Raw genomic sequence first — 17,936 nt, forward strand, 5'->3', positions numbered from 1 at the left:
GCGAATGAATAGTTGTTTAATTATTTAAGAACGTCCAATTGTCACAACAATTATTATTTTCAATTCTCGTCAAATAAGACAATATGGGTATAAAATTCAGCGCTAATAAATATGGCAAGACAGGTTTAGGTAAGAATAACGGATTTATAGAATACAACCGGTTCAAAATCAAGGATGTTTTGACCTTGGGAGCTTGATCTGATAGATATGCAAGGAACAGGTTTAAGCTAATGTGACTTTTCGCAACTGTGGAACAATACATTTATCAGAATCCTCCTCTCAAGGATTCTGATAAAAAAACTCCGTGTCTCCGTGGCCTCTGTGAGAAGTTTAAGAAAGGTTATTCATTACCTTGGAACCTGAACTTGAGAAACACAATTTACATTAAAGGAACCTATGCAGCTCAAAAAATTTGCCAAAAAATTAGAGTCTCTCCGTATTCACGAGAAACGAAGCCTTACGGAAAAATTAATTGATATCGTCTTTTACAGCGAGGACATAAAACTGTGGACCAAGATCTTTGAGGCTGAGTTTGGCCCGCCCATCAAGAAAAAGGGTGATCCGCTGCCCGAGGACGAGCAGCACTGGATCAGCGATACCGGCGGGATTTGGGAAGACCAAACCCTTTATGGGAATATAATTGACAACGGGGTCGCCATCGCCAAATTTCAGCCATGGCAGGATGGAAAGCACATTACCCTTAAAATGATGGTATTAAAAAAATAAGGACCACCATAGTGGCCCTGGGTTCAAGGAGTCAAGGACTCAGGGGTTCAAGTGTATGAAAATAAGCTGTTAAGCTGATACACAGAAAGAAATGGAACCGGGGATCTATAAGGAAAACCTACCAGAACTTCAGTAAGTCATCGAGGGGTTGATAGGTTTAGGATCAATCCTGTAATTGATCAACGGAGATGTCCATCGCTCCGGCCAGTTTTTCCAGTGTCGCCGTCCGCAATTCGTTGTTGTTTTTTTCCATCTGGGAGAGTGCTGCCTGTGATATACCGGCGCGCTTTGCGACCTCCCTCTGGGTAAAACCAAGATGTGTCCGCCACGCCTTTACTAAATTCATTCCTTTTTTGACTATCAGCCCCACCACCTCATGGGGAATAGATGCATCCCTGTCTTTGGGGAGTAGACTCAGATAATCTTCATAAGGAATAATGGCAAATGCAGGCTTGCCGTCTTGCTTTATGATTTGTACATCAGTAAGTGTGCCCATCTCTTATTTTGACCTCCTGAATTTCAATAATCTCAAGTGAGTCGGTGAAGATAACCCGCCAGCGGTCTACCCTGAGACGATATTCATCTCTGCCTTTGAGTTTTTTAACACCTTTGCAATCAGGGAACGATTTTAGGTTACCCACGTTATCGTAAATTCTTTCTCGGGCACGGACATCCTTTATTTTTCGCAGTTGCCGCAGTGCCTTTGTCTTCCACCTGATCGCTTTCACCTGACCAACCATAACTTATAATATAAGTTAAATCAAGATAAACATAAGACAAGACGGGGCCTTAATATCAAGTCAGGGTTTATTCTTAAATCACGGTTCGAAAACGCACCGCGTTTTGCCGGAATGCCGGAATGTTATAATGTGTGGAACTTTCATGTTGAGCTTCCCGGCGTCCCAGCCTCCCGGCACTAAAGCCTCCCAGCTTCCCCGCCTATAAATTCCTCCAGATCCTTGAACACATTCACACCGGCCTGGCGTTCCATGTCCAGCTGGTAGCGGCCTTCCCAGCCGAGCTTTTTCAACCTGCGGCCAAGAAAGAATCGCATCAGCGGACGGAACGCATATGTCCAGATCGGCACCCACAGACGTCCCTGGCGCTTGGCCCGCTCGGAGGGCTCCCACCATCCGATGATCTTCTGGCGGTGGAGCCAGACCAGGTATTGCAACTGCTTATCGTCCAGGTGCCGGGTCTTCACATTGGCCCAGATGCCGTTATACCACTTGTAATCACGGGAATTTGTCACCAGCCCCTGCTCCAGGAGCTGCCCGCGCATGACGGTTTTGGGATAGGGGGTCAGGATCTGGCAGTAGGCCGAGTCTGCATCAAGGGACTTCAGAAAGTTATAGTTTTCAATAATATCCGCCTCGTCATCATCCGGAAAGCCGAAAATCAATCCGGCCACCACCATGATGCCGTACTTGCGGCACATGTGCACGGCTTTGCGCGAGGCCTCCACGATGTTGCCCTTGCGCGCTGCAACCAGATTTTTCTTGGACACATTTTCAATCCCCAGGAAGATGGATTTAATGCCCGCCAGGGACATTTTGCGCACCATCTCTTCGTTTCTGGACATGGAAACGCAATCGGCCTGGACGATCAGGTTCAGCCCCTTATAATTGCGGGCGATAATGGCATCACAGATGGCGATGACCCGTTCGGGATCCAGCACCAGGTTGTCGTCCGCCACAAAAATCAGGCGCGTCCGGCGGTTGTAATAAATATCGTCAATATCCGCCAGAACCCGTTCAATGGGATACGTCCGGAAGGTCTGGCCGTACATATGCTTCATGCTGCAGAACGAACAGGTGCGCGTGCATCCCCGGGAGGTTTCCATGACCTCTACCCTGGAAAGCATGACATGGTACCCCGAGGTTAAGCGGCGGCTGTCCCGGATGGGGATTTTAAGCCCGGACAAATCCAGCAGCTCGCCCATGGGGTTGTGCACAAACCGGCCGTTTTTTTTATAGGAAAGCGAAGGAATGTCTTCCATCCGCTCTTTTCCTGCCAGAGCATTGACCAGCCGCCGGCAGGCGTCTTCTCCTTCGCCCCGGATCATAAAGTCGATCAGGTCGGCTTCGGGAGATGCGGCGATCTCTTCGTGCATCAACGTGGCGTGGTACCCGCCGATAACGATTTTCGCATCGGGCAGGAGCTTTTTTATCAACCGGATCAGTTTGACACAGGTGTCGTACTGCCAGGCCATGGCCGACAGACCCACAAGTTCCGGTCGAATTTTCAGCAGGGTTTTCGTCAGATACTTTCGCAGCCGGCTGCGCTTGCGGATAAGATCGATGATATAGACCCGGTGGTCTTCATCGATGTTCGCACCGACGCTGGAAATGCCGCAATTGGGCATATGAAAGGCGGCTTTGTGCATGATTACCGGCGCTACGTCCGGCATGGACATTAAAACAATTTTCATTAAATCTTACCCAAGATTACAGGTCGAATTTTTTAATCAACAGACAGGTATTCACCCCGCCAAAGGCAAAATTCTGAACAGCGGCGATGCGGATATCTTTTTCCAGAAGGCTCACCGCATGTTGGATCATGGCACACCTTTCGTCGATCTTCTTCAGGTTCAGCGTCGGCGCGACAAACCCGGCTTCCATCATATAAAGGGTGATGATTGTTTCAATTGCGCCGCAGGACGCCATGGTGTGCCCCATGTAGCTCTTCAGTCCGGCCACCACCGGTGAATGGCCGTATATCTTTGCGATGGCCTGGGCCTCGATCACATCCCCCATCTTGGTGCCGGTGGCATGGGCACTGACAAAATCCACGGCGCCCGGACCGATGCCGGCATCCTTGAGCGCCAGCCGGATGGTTTCGGTAATGCCGTCCAGATTGGGCAGAATCAGATCGCCGCCGTTGTTGTTGCATGAAAACCCGATGATTTCCCCCAGGATGGGCGCCCCCCGTTTTCTGGCAAATTCATATTCCTCCAGCATCACGGCGCCGGCGCCTTCGCCCACCACCAGGCCGTCCCGCTGGGCGTCGAAGGGCCGCGGCGTCAGGTGGGGGGTGTCATTGAACGCGGTTGAACAGGCCAGCAGGTTGTCGAACACGGCAACCGTGGTGGTGTCATATTCGTCGGCCCCGCCGCACAACATGGCGTCCTGCATGCCGTATTTGACCATTTCATAACCAAAGCCGATGGATTGGCTGCTGGTGGTGCAGGCCGTGGATGAGGAGATGACCCGGCCGGTGATGCCGAACATCTTGGTGATGTTCACGGCAGTGGTGTGGACCATTGACTTTAAATAATCCACCGCGCCGATGGAGGCAAACTTGGCATCGGTTTGACCGAAGAAGCATCTGTATATCTGCCGCTGGATGGTGGGGCTGCCGTGAGTGGAGCCAAAGGCCACCCCCAGGCGGCCGGAGGTGATAAAGTCGGCATCCAGGCCGCAGGCCGCCAAAACCTCCTTGGCAACCTGGCAGGCGTAAAAAGAGACCGGCCCCATGGTTTTGCGATGATGGCGCGTAAAATCGTACGCCACCGGGTAATCCACCGTCCCATAGACACCGGAGTGGATATAAGCGGTAAGGAGATCATCCGAGCGCAATTTTTTAACGCCGGAAATACCCGCCTGCAGATGCTTGACGATTTCCGCTTGGCCATGCCCGATGGGCGTTATCGCCGACGCCCCTGTTACGACGACTCTTCGTGCCATTGTCATCCCCGTGAAGCTTTACAATGATTTACTGCCTGGTTAAAACAACTTCTCATAAATTTTCATGCAATATTCAGTTAATACATCATCCCACAGCTTAATTCAAAATAAATATCCCCATATTCCCCGGATCGCAGCAGGAATCGGAACGGCTATTGCAGCTTTAAATCTAAAAAAGGCTCAAAGTGATACCACTGCAGCGGGTGTCGCCTCAGGGTTTCCTCCAGGATATCTGCGTACTGCTGGGCAGCGTGTTGAATCGCCGCCGTTCTTTCCCGCCGGGAGGATACCCGGATGTAGATGGGTTCCGACATCGTGAAATGATATTGCCGCTTGCCGGTCCGGAAGGCAAAAAAAATAAAGATGGGGGCGCCGGAAAGGAGCGCAAGCAAATAGGGCGCTTCAGGCAGGCGGACGTCATGCCCCAGAAATTTTACCGGAACGGTACGCTGGTCCTGTTTCCAGACAAGATCCCCGGTAAGGGAAACCGTTCCGCCCGATTCGATAAACTTGATGCCCTCAATGAAGTCCAGCGCAGAGCCGCCCTGCTCGTCCACAGCGATGATGGTGATGCCGCTTTGGGAAAGACTTTCCTTTTGAATCCCCTCCAGCTGTTCTTTGTACTTGACGCCCATATACAGCATGAGCCGGAGGTCCTCCTGTTTGCGCTTTAAAATATGCGCGGCAACCTCCCAGTTCCCCATGTGCGACATGAGCAGGATGCCGCCTTCTTTTCTGCGGCAGGCGTCTTCCAGGTGCGCCAACCCCTGGGAAGTGGATGTAATGTCATCGCGTTCCGTTAGCAGGAACCGGTCGAAAAACACATCCGTAAAATTATGAAACTGCCGCCAGGCGCACCAGCGGTGATACAGCCCGCTTCGGTCCGGAAACAATACACGATAAAACCGGACGCTGTTTCTGACCCTGAAGGGAAAAAAGAGATAATAGCCGGTGGCGACAAACCAGGCAAAAACAGCAAAAACCCACAACCCCAGCGTCCGGGACAGGTTGATTATAATTTTATAGAAGAGAATGCGCATGATTGGTGTCTAAAAAATATCGGGGGAAAGAAAATACACCCCGCACTTCCGTTTCCGTATTCAGGAACTTTGGAATAATGGAATGTTGCCGGTCTTTTTCTCCCCCCCATTATTCCAACATTCCATCACTCCATTTTCTTGGGATATAACCATGAAAACACCCTTCGCAAAATCAGCCGGGTAAAGGTGCTTGAATTTCGCATGAAATCAACAAAGGGCCGAAAGTGGGATATTCTTTCCCCTGCGGCCGCATAATTGACCCTAACAGGGGCTTCCACCACAGGGATTCCGTTCCACCCGGCCCTGACAAGGATTTCAACTTCAAACTGGTAGCGCCGGGCAACGACCCCCAGACTCATGGCCTCGGGCAACGGATAAATCCGGAACCCGCTCTGGGAATCCCGCATACGGGGGCCGCCTGAAACATACACCCAGAAATTCGAGAATTTTCGCCCGAACTGGCTGGTCCAGGGGACATTTTTTGCCGCCATCCCCGTGCGCATCCCCACCATGATGGGCCGCTGACCGGCCGGGATGGCGTTTATCAGATTCAAGGCATCTTCGGGATGGTGTTGCCCGTCCCCGTCGATGGTGATGGCCCAGTCCGCTATTTTAGACGCTTCGGCAAACCCGGTCAGCAACGCCGCACCCTTTCCCCGGTTCTCATCATGGCGCAAAAGGTGAATGCCGCTAAGGGACGCCAAGTTATCTTGAATGGAATCTGTTGAGCCGTCATCCACGACAAATACCGGCAGGTTCAACCCCAACGCTTTTTCGACAACCGCCGCCACCGCCTGCCCATGATTGAACACCGGTATGATAACAGCGAATTTTCCCTTGTTGCTGGTTGCGGATGAATCCATATTTCATTTTTTTCCAAAATCGAAAAAGTAAATATCCGACCCCAGAAGAGATTAGTCTTTTTGGAATTTGGTGCTTGTAATTTGTATTTTTAAAAACAAGACCACATCACCCATCAAGGCACACAGCGATTTGACAAGCGCAATCCCGCCAACGAGACTGAATCCCAATTGTTATAAATTGGATGTATTCTTTACGTCATGCCGGACACGATCCGGCATCCAGGAACATATGGACTTGAAAATGTTCTGGATTCCGGGTCAAGCCCGGAATGACAAAATTTTGGAGCTCTATTTTTTTAATTGCAACACAGCCGCCAACGGCGGGATGAGCATTGGCACGAATTGCGCAAAGCAGCATAGCGGCCTCAGGCGCATTTTTTTCAAAAGCCTGCTTCCGGCAAAAAAGCCACCCCCCAAGTCCCCGGCCCCATATGGGCGCCGGAAGTCAGGGACAGCGGCTGCAAACGGATTTCCGCCCGGGGGTACAGGGCTTCAATCCCTTTCCAAACCGTTTCATTGACCCATTCGAAATTGTCCGAATATTCCAGCATAATGAACGGGGCGGACTCACTAGTGAAGCTCTCTTCCAGGCGATCCAGCGCAAACGCCAGCTGCTCTTTGGGGTTCTTTACCATACCGACCTTTTTGGCCCCTTCGGCCAGCGGGCTGATAATCGGTTTGGCCCGGATCATGTCGCCGAAAAACGCACCGGACTTGGAAAGCCGGCCGCCGGCCGCCAGATATTTCAGCTTGTCCAGAAAGACGTACTCTTTGCACTGATCCACCGCTTTTTCGGCAAAATCAACCACCGACTCAAAATCATTGCCTTTGGCAACGAACCGGGCGGTTGCCAGAACGATGGTCCCCAGTCTTCCGGACGCCGCCCCCGTATCAATGACCGTCAGACGATTCTCCGGATCGTTTTTCTTTTTCCATTCCTTGGCAACGCCGTAATTTCCCGTAAAAACGGACCCCACAGACAGATATAAAACCCGCTGATACTGCTGTACGACCCGCAGATAATGCTGGTGCCGTTCAAATACAGATGCCTGGGAGGTCGACACCTTTTCGCCCCGGCGCATGGACTGATAGAGATGGGGCGCGGAAAAACGGGTTTCCGGCAGGGATTCCTCCCCGGCCGTAATATAACTGTCCAGAAGGGTAAACCCCAGGCTGCGCGCATCCTCACGGGTCAGGGAACCGGCCGCGTCGGTCATGATATGAACGGAGCCCCGGACCTGCTGTTGTTTAAATTCCGCCGCCTGAACAGCGAGATTGTCATCCGTCCACTTTACAATTTTTCCGAAAGATTTAATCCGTTCTTCCGCCGCCCGGGCATTTTGGGTGTGAAAGTGAACCTTTACATAGTCCCCGTGGGGAATCACCACGACGCTTTCACCGTATTCCGAGAAGGATTCGATCTTTTCCGGGTCCGCCGCTTCCAGACGGATAATCGTATCCACACAGTGCCCTGCCACAGGGTCTTCCCTGAAAGCGGGCTGGACCCGCAGCTGCCCCTTGAAAGTTTTTGTAACCGGATCAGCGGCAGCCGTCGCACCTGTCAGGCTGCTGAAAAAACCGCTGAAAAATATAAACATCCCCAATGCGCCGGAATCAACCACGCCGGCGGCCTTGAGCCGGGGCAGGAGATCAGGCGTGCTTTTTACAGCCCTTTCAAGCCGGGCCGTCAGATCGGCGGCATATTCGGAATTGTGAATAAAATCATCTGCTTCTAAATATTCCACCAGCGCGTCAAAAACCGTCAGCATGGTGCCGGGCAGGGGATTATACACCGCCTGGAAGGCCAGATCCCTTCCGTCTCGGGCTGCCTGGAGGAGCCCTTCGCCGGAATCCGCCGCTAAAAACCCGCTAAAAAAACGGGCGGCAATGTTTCCGGAGTTTCCCCTGGCCTGCAGCATGAGTTGATGAATCGTTTTTTCGCGGTCACTGTCCAGGGATCTGAGGGGGGCAAGACTGACTGTCAGGTTGCGCCCGGTATCACCGTCGGCAACCGGGAACACGTTGATCTTGTCGAGCAAATCCGACCAGGCCGTTAAACACTCGAAACCGGCGACATGTGCGGTTTTAAAATCAGACATCATAGCGCTAACCCGGATATTTCACGAACCGCATTCGTTCATTTGCAGGGCATTCAGGGGTGCAGCCGTACTCGGGTACCGCAAACCCCTGATAACGCAGCAAATAGGCGATTTCGATTCGCCCAAAGGGTGAATATTTTTCAAGCATATTGTTTTACGAATTAAGGGGCAAAGTTTCGCCCCTGCAGTTACTTCAAATTCAAGTTTAAACCATTATTGTCATGATATTTTTAAAAATATTCATGAAATAACCGGGCTAAAACCCCAGGGCCGCACGAATATCCCCGGGTATTTCAAACATGATTTCCATATCGGGATGTCTCACCGCAACCTGTTCACTCCTGCCCCTGGCGCAAATCTGGTTGTTTTTAATCAGCCGGATTTCAAAATCCATGACAATTTTATACTGGGCCTCAACAACCGTTGCGATAACTTTAAACTCATCCAGATACCGCAAGGACGCGATATACTTTGTCGAGGTCTTGGTGAGGGGAAAAAGATACTGCGTCGTTTTAAAATAATCAAAGAGGTCCACCCCGCCCTGAACAAAAAGCGCCGACCGGGCAATATCAAAATATTTCAAATAATTGCCATGCCAAACCATCTGGAGGGGGTCCAGGTCATGGAATGGAACCTTGAGGACAACTTCACAACGTCTATTTTGCGCTTTGCTCATCGGTTTGCATACCTGTCTGAAAAAATATTAATAGGATTTGGGTTATTACCACACAAGCCCCGCTTTCGAAAAGGGGAAAGAACGATTCCGGACTGATCAGTTTGCCGGCGATGCGCCTCCTTTACGATGATCCATAAAAAACCGCACCAGCTTCTGCCGGTGGCTTGAATCGGGTTGCGCATCGGTAAATACCGCTACATGGCGGCACCCGTTAATCAGCCAGAGCTGTTTGGGCTCCTTTGCCGCTTCATACATCCGCTCGCTGTGCTGATAGTAAACAGTTGCATCCTGTAGGCAATGGATCAGCAGGACCGGAATCGGTGAAATCTGGTGGATGTATTCCCCCGGACGGTAGGCGTCGGTAACGGCCAAAAAAGAAACCGGCCATATCTGCAGCGACAGGCAGGGAACATTGCCGATCTTTTCCCGAGTAGTCGCTTCCATCCTTTCCCGGGCTTCGGTCCGGTAAGAATCAAAGGCCCCTTCAATGACTACGGCGCGAATTTGTGGAAATTCGTTTTTTGCCACGGCCGCAATCGCATTGGCCCCGCCAAGACTCTGGCCGAAAATAAATACATTGTCGTGATCGATCCCCGGTTTATTCAATATGTAGGCGATCGCAGAGACCGAATCCTCGTAAACCCCGCGTTTTGAAGGCTTGCCCTCGGACCGGCCATACCCGCGGTAATCAAAGGTAAACACATTGAATCCTTTTGCCGGAAGCCAGTGGACCTGCTTGAAGGAATAGGTCTGATTTCCGTGGTTTCCATGAAAATGGACCACGGTCCCCAACGCCTCACCTTTCGCCGGCACAAACCACCCATTGAGTCTGGTCCCGTCTCTGCTGTTGAAAAACACCTCTTCAAACTTCAGCTGATAGTGCGCCGGTGTTTCAATCTGAACCTGGTTGGGATAATAAAAAGCGCTGTTAAAGCAGCCTTGAAACAGAAGCAGGCCCGCTCCCAAAATCACCCCGGATATAAAACGACAATTCATGGCACCATAAGATATCAGAAGCCCCCTGGTTGCGAAAGTTAAAACTGTTTCTTATATTCTTGAAAAGAAGTTGCCACCCTGATCTGAAATGGGGTAAAGTATCAGATACCGGGTGTCAGCGTACGGGGGCCAGGGGATAGAGGTTCTAAAAGGCCATGAAGCTTGGGGGCTGGGTCGCAAGTAGGCTCATAAAAGTATCTACCATGCATCCTGGCTTTCAAGCGCCACCCGGAGTGAGGCATTGACTCGTTAACCCCTTTATCCTCTCAACTGGTGGTTTGGTTGAGAAACCAATGATGAACGATGACTATCACCTTAAAAAAAATAGACGAATACCGCTGGGAAGTCCCCAAAACCGGAAATATGCGCGTGCCGGGCAGGATTTTTGCCGCCGAAGCCATGCTGCGTGGGGCCGACCAGCAGGAACCCCTTAAACAGGTGGCCAATGTGGCCACGCTGCCCGGGATCCAGTCGGCTTCCCTGGCAATGCCGGACATTCACTGGGGCTACGGGTTTCCCATCGGGGGGGTTGCGGCCTTTGACTGGAATTCCGGGATTATTTCCCCCGGCGGGGTGGGGTATGACATCAACTGCGGCGTCCGTTTGGCGACAACGTCTCTGGAAGAAAAAGACGCCCGGCCGAAACTTGAAAGCCTTGTCACCGCACTGTATCAAAACATTCCCGCGGGAATCGGTTCAACCGGATCGGTTAAGCTGTCAACAGCGGAAGAAAAAAAAGTGCTTAAAGAGGGCAGCCGCTGGGCGGTCCGCCAGGGTTTCGGCGATCCCGCCGACATTGACCGCACCGAGGATGGGGGCTGTCTGGCCTTTGCCCAGCCGGAGGTCGTCAGCGATAGAGCCCTGGAAAGAGGCAAAAAGCAGCTCGGCACCCTCGGCGCCGGCAATCATTTTGTTGAAGTCGGGGTCGTGGATACGATTTACGATCAAAACGTCGCCCAGGTCTTCGGGCTCTTTGAGGGACAGGTCACCCTCATGCTGCACTCGGGTTCCCGGGGGCTGGGATATCAGGTTTGCGACGACTTTCTGGCTTCCATGACCAAGCAGGTGGCCAAACTGGGGTATGACCTCCCGGATCGCCAGCTTGCCTGCGCCCCCATTCAGTCGGAAGCCGGCCGGCGCTATTTCGGGGCCATGGCCTGCGCCGCCAACTATGCCTGGGCCAACCGCCAGATTCTGCTGCACCATTCCCGCGAAGTGTTCGCGCGGGTCTTTGGAATCGGCCCCCGGGACCTGCGGATGAACCTGCTGTATGATGTCTGCCATAATATCGCCAAAAAAGAAGCGCATGTGGTGGACGGCAGCCCGGTAACCGTCTGCGTCCACCGCAAAGGCGCCACCCGCGCGTTCCCCCCCGGCCATCCCGCCCTTTGCGAGGAATACCGGCCGGTGGGCCAGCCGATCCTTATCCCCGGCGATATGGGCACCGCCTCTTATATTCTGGTGGGAACCCAAAAGGCCATGCAGGAAACGTTCGGTTCAACCTGCCACGGCGCCGGAAGGGTCTTAAGCCGCACCGCCGCCAAAAAGAAAAGTAAAGGCCGCGCCATCCACCGCGAACTGGAAGACAAGGGAATTCTCGTTCGCTGGACCGGCCGTGGGACCCTGGCCGAAGAGATGCCCGATGCCTACAAGGATGTGTCCCAGGTGGTCGATGTGGTCCACGGCGCCGGCATATCCAGAAAAGTGGCCAAGCTTAGGCCGATAGCCGTTGTTAAAGGCTAACGCTATGGTAAATTCCTAAAATATCCGTTTCCAGCGTTGCGCTGTATCCTTCGTCATTGTAGCGTTCGATGGGGTGTCACAATAAAGTTAAAGGGTTATCGGCCTTGTCCGGTGGCCTTTTTTTGTTTGTCGCTGAAAGTCGGTGTTGAATTTTTTTTCAACGTGTTGTACAAAAAAAAGAAACCTTTCATTTGGCCTAATATCTGACTTTCAAATGGACGCAATGGCAGTGGGCAAATGATAAAAATGAATTCTAAATTTGGCCACGCTGTCCGAAAACCGGATTTATAAAAAACTTGCTATCACGCTCATCGCTGTACTGGGGGTCACTATCTGGATGCCCTTATAGCTTTCATGCTCAAGCAAATGGCTATCTCCTGAAACAATGAGGGACGCGTTGTTTTCCGATGCAAGTCCCAGGAAGATATTATCGAAAGGATCTTGTTGGATAATGTCCGGTGTGGATTCAGGTGAGGGAATATAGGATATAAGATTCATGAAATAGGAAAAAGCTTCGGCAGGGGTTGTTCCCAACGAAGAAAACCTATTTGAAAACTTTGGATGTTTCAGGACATTCTTAACTTCATTCAGTGTCTCGTCGCATTCAAGAATACGGATAATGCCGTTTCTGCATAATTTTAAGATTTGATTAGGGGCTCCCCCCCACAGCAAGCCGGAAATCGTCACATTCGTGTCGATGATGATTTTCAATTTATTTTCCTGATCTTGTGAACAATAGCGGCGATGTCTTGAAGGTCTGGCTGCGCAGGATCCTGAATTGCGGTGGTGCGGTCCAACAAGTCCAAAGGCACATCTTCAAAAGGGACGACCTTGAATTGCGGTTTTGATTTATTCAGGACGATAATCTCTCCCCACTTCTTGAGATCTTCAGAAATTTTTGGAATTCGCTGGCGAAATTCTTTAGCGCTTAAGTATTGTGTCATCTAAAATCACCTCCAGTTAATTTAAAATTTTTTTAAGTTTATCTTAAGTTAACTTTAAATTCAATATCAAGTTCTGGATATTTTTAACGATTGACAAACAAACATGTTTTTTGATATTATTTTGATGAAAAAAGGGGTGTGTTTTGACCTTGCTTAAACGAACTGCTGAAAAATATTTATATGACTGGTACCAAAAAGAACGCAGAAAACCGCTGGTTTTAAGAGGCGCCCGCCAGGTAGGCAAATCCACTTTGGTGCGCCGGTTTTCCCAAAACAACGGTTTGGTTTTAAACGAAATCAATCTGGAACAGCATCTGTATCTGGACGCTATTTTCAAGTCCCTGGATATGGATACCATTATCAGAGAACTGGATGCACTGTTGGGCCGAAACATCCAGGACCCTGGAGCGGTTCTGTTTCTGGATGAAATTCAGGCCACCCCCCACGCCATCCAGGCGCTGCGCTATTTTTATGAAATTAAACCCGAACTTCCGGTAATTTCAGCCGGCTCTCTGCTTGAATTTGCCTTGGCCGATCACCATTTTTCGATGCCGGTCGGTCGAATTGAGTACTATCATCTGGGGCCGATGACTTTCAGCGAGTTTTTAACTGCCGTTGAACCCGGACTAAACCGGTTTCTTTCGGAATTCAAAATCCATCAAAGTATCCCCCGGTCGGCCCACCAGAAACTGGTCAAACGCCAGCGGGAGTATCTGTTCGTGGGTGGGATGCCGGAAGCCGTCCATGCATTTGCCGTAAGAAATGCCTTAATGGAAGTTACGGCCGTTCACCGCTCTATAGCCGAAACCTATCAAGATGATTTTTCCAAATACGCCAAACAAAAAGACCTGGCCCTTATGCAGAAAGTGTTTCGGCAGATTCCCAGAATCATCGGGCAGAAGGTCAAATACAGCAATATATCCAAAGAAGATAAATCAAGGGAAATTAAAGCAGTTATCGATCTACTGGTCAGCGCCCGTGTTTGTCACAAGGTATTTCACAGCCATTGTTCGGGAGTGCCGCTGATGGCCGAGATTAATGAAAATGTCTATAAAATGTTGTTTATGGATGTGGGTATGGCCGCCTATCTGACCGGACTGGATTGGATTGCGTTACAGGCGATGGATGGACAGTCCCTTGTCAATGAAGGCAAACTGGCCGAACAGTTTGTGGGGCAGCATTTATTAAGTTCATTTGAACCGCCCCGCCTGACCTACTGGCTGCGGGAAGCCAAGTCAGCCAATGCGGAAGTGGATTTTGCGACGTCCAGCGGGGATCAGGTGATCCCCATCGAGGTCAAAGCCGGCAAAAGCGGCGCGCTTAAGTCTTTGCAGCAATTTGCATTGAGTAAAAATGCAGCGTTGTGCGTTCGCTTTGATCTTAACCCTCCGGAAGTTGGTGAGATTTCCCATATGGCCCGGTCTGCTGACGGCAGCACGCCGGTCACATATACGCTGCTATCACTCCCTCTTTACCTGGTGGAAGAACTGCCGAGGATACTTGAAGAGATTCGAATGGACCATTGAAGTATATTTGCCGAGATGTTACTTATCTTAAAACGCGACCCGATATGATTGAACCTTACTTAATCAAAAGCAAAAGAGCTCAACTTGCGAGTTTAATCGTTCTGACAATCCTTTTAATAAGCTGCGCTTCATTTGGCCCCACGAAACCAAATATTCCATATGCTGGAAATCTTCACCCGGCTATTCTTAAAGATTTAGCCGAAAAGAATCCGCTTCTTGCGACTGAAATAGGAAAGCTGCCGGAAATACAGGACGGAATATCACCACAAGATGAGGAGACCCTGAAAAGACTTTGTGACCTGTATAATGAAAATAGTGCGGGTTTTGATAAGGCTTTTGCAGAAATGTATCAAATTGGCATTCCTGAAGTCAGAAAATTCTGTTCTCCGTTGCAAGCCTTGTTTTGGCTGGTGGAGGATGGGCGTGAAGACCTTACGAAGCAAATTATGTCAGGATATTCCCTCAAGAAGTTGCTGATTTATTCTTGGGTTTTTAGGAAGATGAATGTTGATAAAAAAGAAAGTGAAAGATGGAATGATTTTGGTACAGTTGCGGACAGGTTGAATGATCCTTTACTTGTTATTTTTTATACGAGATATAATTTTTCATATATTCCTGAATCAATAAAAAAAGTACAAACACCTAAAGAAACTTTTTATCAAAAAGGTGGCGTTTGTAGGCATTATAGTTCATTTGCAACAGAATGCAGTGTACGTTCAGGTCATGATATAAAAAATTTAACGGTTTGTTGGGGGAGTGGTTGGGATGAAGGCCATACAGTGGGTATAGAAAGAAAACCCAATACAGATTTATATAGAATAGTTATGGATTCCCGCACATTAAGAATTGGCGAATATATATCTCTCGAAGAAATAAAAAGGTATGTTTCTGGAGGTAAAAAAATAACATTTTGGAGTTTGGAGACCAATGGAGAGTTAATAAGTCGTATTCGTTCAGCAAAAAAATAGTTAAGTCTTGTATTTTTACCGGCCTTCACTATAAAGTTATGGCATTGGGTATAACAGTGCTCTCACTCGAACAAAGCCGAACAACTTAAAAAGTAAATACTAAAAAAAGAAGATTGAGAAATGCAACTTATTCAAGCCATCCTTCTGGGGGTTATCCAGGGTCTTACCGAATTTCTGCCGGTGAGCAGTTCCGGGCACCTGGTTCTGCTGCAAAATATTTTCGGGCTGACAGAGCCGGAAGTCCTGTTTGACATCAGCCTGCACATCGGCACCCTGACGGCTGTCTGCATTGTTTTTTTTTCCGAAATTCTATCCATTCTGAAAACTCTTTTTAACCTGCCGGGGTTGCTAAAGACATCCGGCGGCATCAAACAGCTATACCAGGATAACGAACCGGTTCGAATGGCAACTCTGATTGTTATAGGGAGCATTCCCACCGCCGTCCTGGGCCTTTTGCTTCACAAGATGGTCGATCAGCTCTTTGGATCGGTCCGGATCGTGGGGCTCATGCTCATCATTACGGGCGCCATTTTATGGCAGACCCGGCGGTTTAGGATCAAGGGGCGGCCGCTCACAGGGACCACCATAAAGCATGCCCTGGTGATCGGGCTGGTACAGGGGGTGGCCATTATGCCCGGTATTTCACGGTCCGGCTCCACCATATCCGCCGCCCTATTTATGGGGATCGACCGTGAGGTGGCCGGCCGCTTTTCGTTCCTGCTCTCAATTCCCGCCATCCTGGGAGCGCTGGTCTTGTCCATCGATTCCCCGGCCATGGAGACCACCGTTTCCGGTGGCATGTTTCTGATGGGAACGCTCACAGCGGGAATTGTCGGTTTCGGAGCCCTAAAAGTGCTGCTGCACATAGTCAACCGGGGCCGGCTGCATTTTTTTGCACCCTATTGCTGGTTGTTAGGAATTGTCGCTTTAATAGTGGGATCATAAACCCTGCCGTTGCAACAACAGGGTTTATGCATGAAAGGAGCTAAAGATGAACCCGGAAATATTCAGAGAATACGATATTAGAGGCATTGCCGGCAAAGACATGACCGAAGAGGATGTGGAGCTCATCGGAAAGGGTGTCGGCACCTATCTGCAGAACAGGGGGCATTCAAAACTCACCGTCGGCCGCGACTGCCGCACCACCTCGGACCGTTATGCCCAAAAAATTATTGCCGGGCTGCGCGCCACCGGCTGCGACGTGGTGGACATCGGGGTGTGCCCCACACCGGTTTTTTATTTTTCCATCCAGCACCTGAAGAAACAGGGCGGCATCATGGTCACGGCCAGCCACAATCCGCCGGAGTATAACGGGTTTAAACTGTGCATCGACCTCGATTCCATTCACGGCATGCAAATACAGGAGATCCGCAGCATCATCGACAAAAGGGATTTTGTCAAAGGCAAAGGCGCCTTGTCCACTGCCGATGTGGTTTCCCCTTATAAATCATTTGTGGTAGTAAACATCAACATACCCAAACCCTTAAAGGTCGGCGTGGACGCCGGCAACGGGACGGCCGGGGTGGTGGCCGTGCCCATCATGAAAAGGCTCAAGTGCGAAGTTCACGACCTGTATTGCGAAATGGACGGCACCTTTCCCAACCACGAAGCAGATCCCACCGTTGCCAAGAACATGAAAGACCTCATCGCCCGGGTAAAGGAAAAAGGGCTGGACGTGGGCATCGGCTATGACGGCGACGGCGATCGCATCGGCGTTGTGGACGAAAAGGGAAATCTTATTTACGGCGACAAGCTCATCATCATCTTCGCCCGGGAAATCCTGTCCCGCAAACCCGGGGCCACCTTTATATCCGAGGTGAAATGCTCCAAGGTCATGTATGACGATATCGAAAAGCACGGCGGCCGGGCGATCATGTGGAAGACCGGCCACTCCCTCATCAAGCAGAAGATGAAAGCGGAAAAGGCGGCGCTGGCAGGTGAAATGAGCGGGCACATGTTCTTTGCCGACCGCTACTTCGGCTATGACGACGCCATTTACGCCTCCTGCCGGCTGCTTGAAATTCTATCTCATACCGGCAAAAAAGTTTCAGAGCTCCTGGCGGACGTGCCCCAGACCTTCTCAACCCCTGAAATCCGGGTGGAGTGCCCGGATGACAAAAAGTTCAGCGTGGTCAAAGCGGTGACCGAGCATTTCCGCAAACTTTACAACATCATTGACATCGACGGGGTCCGGGTCCTGTTTGACGACGGCTGGGGCCTGGTGCGGGCCTCCAACACCCAGCCCGTGCTGGTCTTGCGCTTTGAGGCCTTGTCGGAAAAACGGCTGAAGGAAATCCGAACCCTGGTGGAGTCGGCCTTGGAAAAAACTAAAAAAGAAATTTAAATTACTGGAAAAGGGGAAACAGAAAAGCGCCTACTATTAATTGCAGTTCGCGCTTTTTTAACTCTTGCTGCCACGGGGCATTAATAGCCGGATGATGCAGTAACGGACGGGCTAAGCCGCCCCCCTGTTTAGCAACGTTTTCAGAGATTTGTTAGGGGTGTCAGTCCCCATATTCAAGTGGGTCTTGGTCTATCTGATATAGAAAGTATTGAAGTGTCAGATATTAAAAAGTCTTTCTGCGTTCTTATGCATTATGCGTTTAGCAGCTCCAGTATCTTCGAGTTGGGCAACGACCTTATCTGCCCATTCTACCCATCGCTTGAAA

General features: G+C 50.3%; 17 protein-coding genes. 6 read left to right on the top strand and 11 right to left on the bottom strand.

The window, feature by feature from the left end; translation table 11 throughout:
• Positions 1–396: 396 nt before the first annotated feature.
• Complete coding sequence (locus P1P89_11895) at positions 397–726, top strand: hypothetical protein (protein ID MDF1592211.1); 330 nt, start codon at positions 397–399, stop codon at positions 724–726.
• A 163-nt stretch (positions 727–889) separates the two neighbouring features.
• Here the strand turns inward: P1P89_11895 and P1P89_11900 are convergent, their stop codons facing one another.
• The 9 genes from P1P89_11900 to P1P89_11940 all read right to left on the bottom strand — a co-directional run bounded on the left by P1P89_11900 (position 890) and on the right by P1P89_11940 (position 10,086).
• Positions 890–1,222, bottom strand: coding sequence for a helix-turn-helix transcriptional regulator (locus P1P89_11900; protein ID MDF1592212.1), 333 nt, complete (start codon positions 1,220–1,222; stop codon positions 890–892).
• Complete coding sequence (locus P1P89_11905; protein MDF1592213.1) at positions 1,206–1,466, bottom strand: type II toxin-antitoxin system RelE/ParE family toxin; 261 nt, start codon at positions 1,464–1,466, stop codon at positions 1,206–1,208. The genes P1P89_11900 and P1P89_11905 overlap by 17 nt, the downstream gene beginning before the upstream one ends.
• 176 nt (positions 1,467–1,642) lie before the next feature.
• Positions 1,643–3,157: a radical SAM protein gene (locus P1P89_11910; protein ID MDF1592214.1), complete on the bottom strand. Its 1,515-nt coding sequence runs from the start codon at positions 3,155–3,157 to the stop codon at positions 1,643–1,645.
• Between the two features lie 16 nt (positions 3,158–3,173).
• Positions 3,174–4,412 (bottom strand): beta-ketoacyl synthase N-terminal-like domain-containing protein, encoded by a 1,239-nt coding sequence (locus tag P1P89_11915; GenBank protein ID MDF1592215.1) that lies wholly within the window; start codon positions 4,410–4,412, stop codon positions 3,174–3,176.
• A 152-nt stretch (positions 4,413–4,564) separates the two neighbouring features.
• Positions 4,565–5,452 carry a lysophospholipid acyltransferase family protein gene (locus tag P1P89_11920; GenBank protein MDF1592216.1) on the bottom strand — a complete coding sequence of 296 codons (888 nt, stop codon included), beginning with the start codon at positions 5,450–5,452 and terminating at the stop codon, positions 4,565–4,567.
• Between the two features lie 125 nt (positions 5,453–5,577).
• Complete coding sequence (locus P1P89_11925) at positions 5,578–6,315, bottom strand: glycosyltransferase family 2 protein (protein ID MDF1592217.1); 738 nt, start codon at positions 6,313–6,315, stop codon at positions 5,578–5,580.
• A 380-nt stretch (positions 6,316–6,695) separates the two neighbouring features.
• Positions 6,696–8,417 carry a DegV family protein gene (locus P1P89_11930; GenBank protein ID MDF1592218.1) on the bottom strand — a complete coding sequence of 574 codons (1,722 nt, stop codon included), beginning with the start codon at positions 8,415–8,417 and terminating at the stop codon, positions 6,696–6,698.
• 253 nt (positions 8,418–8,670) lie between these two features.
• Complete coding sequence (locus P1P89_11935; GenBank protein ID MDF1592219.1) at positions 8,671–9,090, bottom strand: thioesterase family protein; 420 nt, start codon at positions 9,088–9,090, stop codon at positions 8,671–8,673.
• A gap of 96 nt (positions 9,091–9,186) precedes the next feature.
• Positions 9,187–10,086: an alpha/beta hydrolase gene (locus P1P89_11940; GenBank protein ID MDF1592220.1), complete on the bottom strand. Its 900-nt coding sequence runs from the start codon at positions 10,084–10,086 to the stop codon at positions 9,187–9,189.
• A 303-nt stretch (positions 10,087–10,389) separates the two neighbouring features.
• Here P1P89_11940 and P1P89_11945 point away from each other — a divergent pair, with 303 nt between their 5' ends.
• A complete protein-coding gene (locus P1P89_11945) occupies positions 10,390–11,829 on the top strand; it encodes an RtcB family protein (GenBank protein MDF1592221.1) in 1,440 nt (479 codons plus the stop codon).
• A gap of 285 nt (positions 11,830–12,114) precedes the next feature.
• Here the strand turns inward: P1P89_11945 and P1P89_11950 are convergent, their stop codons facing one another.
• On the bottom strand, positions 12,115–12,540 hold the full coding sequence (locus tag P1P89_11950) for a putative toxin-antitoxin system toxin component, PIN family (protein MDF1592222.1): 426 nt from the start codon (positions 12,538–12,540) through the stop codon (positions 12,115–12,117).
• Positions 12,537–12,773: a hypothetical protein gene (locus P1P89_11955; protein ID MDF1592223.1), complete on the bottom strand. Its 237-nt coding sequence runs from the start codon at positions 12,771–12,773 to the stop codon at positions 12,537–12,539. Before P1P89_11955 ends, P1P89_11950 begins: the two co-directional genes overlap by 4 nt.
• A 143-nt stretch (positions 12,774–12,916) precedes the next feature.
• On the opposite strand from P1P89_11955, the gene P1P89_11960 reads away from it, so the two are divergent.
• The 4 genes from P1P89_11960 to P1P89_11975 all read left to right on the top strand — a co-directional run bounded on the left by P1P89_11960 (position 12,917) and on the right by P1P89_11975 (position 17,611).
• Positions 12,917–14,299: an ATP-binding protein gene (locus P1P89_11960; protein MDF1592224.1), complete on the top strand. Its 1,383-nt coding sequence runs from the start codon at positions 12,917–12,919 to the stop codon at positions 14,297–14,299.
• A 44-nt stretch (positions 14,300–14,343) separates the two neighbouring features.
• Entirely contained in the window at positions 14,344–15,267 is a 924-nt protein-coding gene (locus P1P89_11965) for a hypothetical protein (GenBank protein MDF1592225.1), read from the top strand.
• A gap of 120 nt (positions 15,268–15,387) precedes the next feature.
• On the top strand, positions 15,388–16,212 hold the full coding sequence (locus tag P1P89_11970) for an undecaprenyl-diphosphate phosphatase (GenBank protein MDF1592226.1): 825 nt from the start codon (positions 15,388–15,390) through the stop codon (positions 16,210–16,212).
• Between the two features lie 46 nt (positions 16,213–16,258).
• Positions 16,259–17,611 (top strand): phosphomannomutase/phosphoglucomutase, encoded by a 1,353-nt coding sequence (locus tag P1P89_11975; GenBank protein MDF1592227.1) that lies wholly within the window; start codon positions 16,259–16,261, stop codon positions 17,609–17,611.
• The last annotated feature ends 325 nt before the right edge of the window (positions 17,612–17,936 follow it).

Source organism: Desulfobacterales bacterium (assembly GCA_029211065.1).
In the GTDB taxonomy this organism is placed as follows: domain Bacteria; phylum Desulfobacterota; class Desulfobacteria; order Desulfobacterales; family JARGFK01; genus JARGFK01.